The organism is Streptomyces sp. RP5T (assembly GCF_003933965.1).
GTDB lineage: Bacteria > Actinomycetota > Actinomycetes > Streptomycetales > Streptomycetaceae > Streptomyces.
On sequence record NZ_RSAJ01000893.1, the window covers coordinates 1 to 2447 of the forward strand.

Annotated in this window: 4 protein-coding genes; all 4 read left to right on the top strand. The window is 70.9% G+C overall.

Annotated features, from left to right (window positions below):
* The first annotated feature begins 9 nt into the window (after positions 1-9).
* The 4 genes from crcB (EHS43_RS42565) (at position 10) to EHS43_RS42580 (ending at position 2123) form a co-directional block, all read left to right on the top strand.
* Positions 10-465: a fluoride efflux transporter CrcB gene (gene crcB, locus EHS43_RS42565; protein WP_125195818.1), complete on the top strand. Its 456-nt coding sequence runs from the start codon at positions 10-12 to the stop codon at positions 463-465.
* Positions 462-836, top strand: a complete 375-nt coding sequence (locus EHS43_RS42570) for a DUF190 domain-containing protein (RefSeq protein ID WP_125195819.1) — start codon at positions 462-464, stop codon at positions 834-836. The genes crcB (EHS43_RS42565) and EHS43_RS42570 overlap by 4 nt, the downstream gene beginning before the upstream one ends.
* Before the next feature lie 2 nt (positions 837-838).
* Complete coding sequence (gene crcB, locus EHS43_RS42575; RefSeq protein ID WP_125195820.1) at positions 839-1213, top strand: fluoride efflux transporter CrcB; 375 nt, start codon at positions 839-841, stop codon at positions 1211-1213.
* A gap of 73 nt (positions 1214-1286) precedes the next feature.
* Positions 1287-2123, top strand: a complete 837-nt coding sequence (locus EHS43_RS42580) for an undecaprenyl-diphosphate phosphatase (protein WP_125195821.1) — start codon at positions 1287-1289, stop codon at positions 2121-2123.
* The last annotated feature ends 324 nt before the right edge of the window (positions 2124-2447 follow it).

The window sequence follows — 2447 nt, forward strand, 5'->3', positions numbered from 1 at the left end:
GACACGACCATGACAGCCCCCCAGAGCGTGCGGGCCCCCGCCGGACCCGCACACCCGCCCCTGTGGCGCGGCCAGGCGCCCGTGGTCGCGGTGGTCGCGCTCGGCGGCGCGCTGGGCGCCACCGCCCGGTACGCGCTCGCCCTCCACTGGCCGACCCCGCCCGGCGGATTCCCCTGGGCGACCTTCTGGACCAATGTCGTCGGCTGTGCGGTCATCGGGGTCTTCATGGTCGTCATCACCGACGTGTGGGCCGCCCACCGCCTGGTCCGCCCCTTCTTCGGCACCGGCGTCCTCGGCGGCTTCACCACCTTCTCCACCTACGCCGTCGACATCCGGAAACTCGTCGACCACGGCCGGCCCGGCACGGGCCTGGCCTATCTCGCCGCGACCCTGCTCGCGGCCCTGACCGCGGTGTGGCTCGCGTCCACGGCGGCCCGCCGCGTCCTGAAGCGGAGGCAGTCATGACGAGGCTGACCGGCAGCGCCCTGCGCCTGACCGTCTACATCGGCGAGAACGACACCTGGCACCACAAGCCCCTCTACGCCGAGATCGTGCACCGCGCCCACGCCGCCGGTCTCGCCGGGGCCAGTGTCTTCCGTGGCGTCGAGGGCTTCGGCGCGTCCTCCCTGATCCACACCTCCCGGCTGCTGTCCCTCAGCGAGGACCTGCCGGTGGCCGTCGTCATCGTCGACACCGAGTCGCGCGTACGGGAGTTCCTGCCGCAGCTCGACGAACTCGTCGCCGAAGGGCTGGTGACGCTCGACGACTGCGAGGTCATCCGGTACGTCGGCCGCGACGGGAACCAGGACATAGCGGGCACGAAGGGTAAGAAGTAGTTGTGAACTGGCTGCTGGTCGTCGCGGGGGCCGTGGTCGGCGCCCCGCTGCGCTATCTCACCGACCGCGCGGTGCAGTCCCGGCACGACTCGGTCTTCCCCTGGGGCACCCTCGCCGTCAACGTCACGGGCTGTCTGATCCTCGGCCTGCTCACCGGCGCCGCGGCCGCGGGAGCTGCCGGATCCCACCTCCAGCTCCTCCTGGGCACCGGCCTGTGCGGGGCCCTGACGACGTACTCGACCTTCTCCTACGAGACCCTCCGGCTCACCGAGACCGGAGCCCGCTTCTACGCCGCGGTCAACGTGGCCGTGAGTGTGGTGGCCGGTCTCGGGGCGGCCTTCGCGGGAGTGGTGCTGGCGCAGGCCGTGTGGGCGTGAGTCCCGACGCTTGACCGCGTGTAGTAAGACTGTGGCCTCCAACCCTGCCTTCCCCTGAGAAGAACTGGATCCCATGAGCGTCATCAGCGTCGGTCAGGCCGTCGTCCTCGGAGCCGTCGAGGGAGTGACCGAGTTCCTGCCCGTCTCCTCCACCGGGCACCTGAAGATCGTCGAGGGGCTGATGAACATCCCCGTCGACGACGACGCCGTCGTCGGGTTCTCGGCCGTCATCCAGGTCGGCGCGATCGCCGCCGTGCTCGTGTACTTCTTCAAGGACATCGTGCGGATCGTGTCCGCGTGGGGGAGGGGGCTCGTCAACAAGGAGGAGCGCTACCACCACGACTACAAGTTCGCCTGGTGGGTGATCGCCGCGACCGTCCCGATCGTCGTCGTCGGTCTCGCCGCCAAGCCGCTGATCGAGGGGCCGCTCGCCTCGCTGTGGGTGGTCGCGGGCTCCCTGATCGCCGGCAGTGGTGTGATGTGGGCGGCGGACCAGATGGGCCGGCACAAGCGGGGTGAGGACGACACCTCGTTCAAGGACGCGATGCTGGTCGGCAGCTCACAGATCCTCGCCCTGCTCTTCCCCGGCTTCTCCCGCTCCGGCGCCACCATGTCCACGGCCCTGATGCTGGACCTCGACCGGGTCGCCGCCACCCGCCTCTCCTTCTTCCTCGGCATCCCCGCCCTCACCGGCGCCGGCATCTACGAGCTCAAGGACGCCCTGGGGGCAGGCGTGGGCGCGGCCCCCCTCGCCGTCGGCACGGCCGTCTCCTTCGTCGTGGCGTACGCCTCCATCGCCTGGCTGCTGAAGTTCGTGGCCAAGCACTCCTTCAACGCCTTCGTGATCTACCGGATCGTCGTGGGCCTGCTGCTCTTCGGCCTGCTGGCCACGGGAACCCTCGACAGCTGACGGCCCGGATCCCGGTGCCCGTATCGCCGGCGCGGTGAGTGCGGCTTCTCCGGGGCGCGGGGCACCTGCACCGCCACGCCCCCTCTCCGGCGCAGGGCGCCGCTTCCGTCTCGCGCCCGGACACTGCACCGCTCGGGGTTCGGGGCGCCTGCACTGCTTCACACAGGGACAGCGCGCCGTCTCGCGCTGCGGGGGCCTGCGCTGCCTGATGCCCCGGACATCGCACCGCTTCGGCTCCCCAGCCCTACACGGCTTCGCGCATGGCCGAAGCGGTCGCCGTAAGTTCCGGGCCCCTGCATCGCGACTCACCCCCAGGCACCGCAC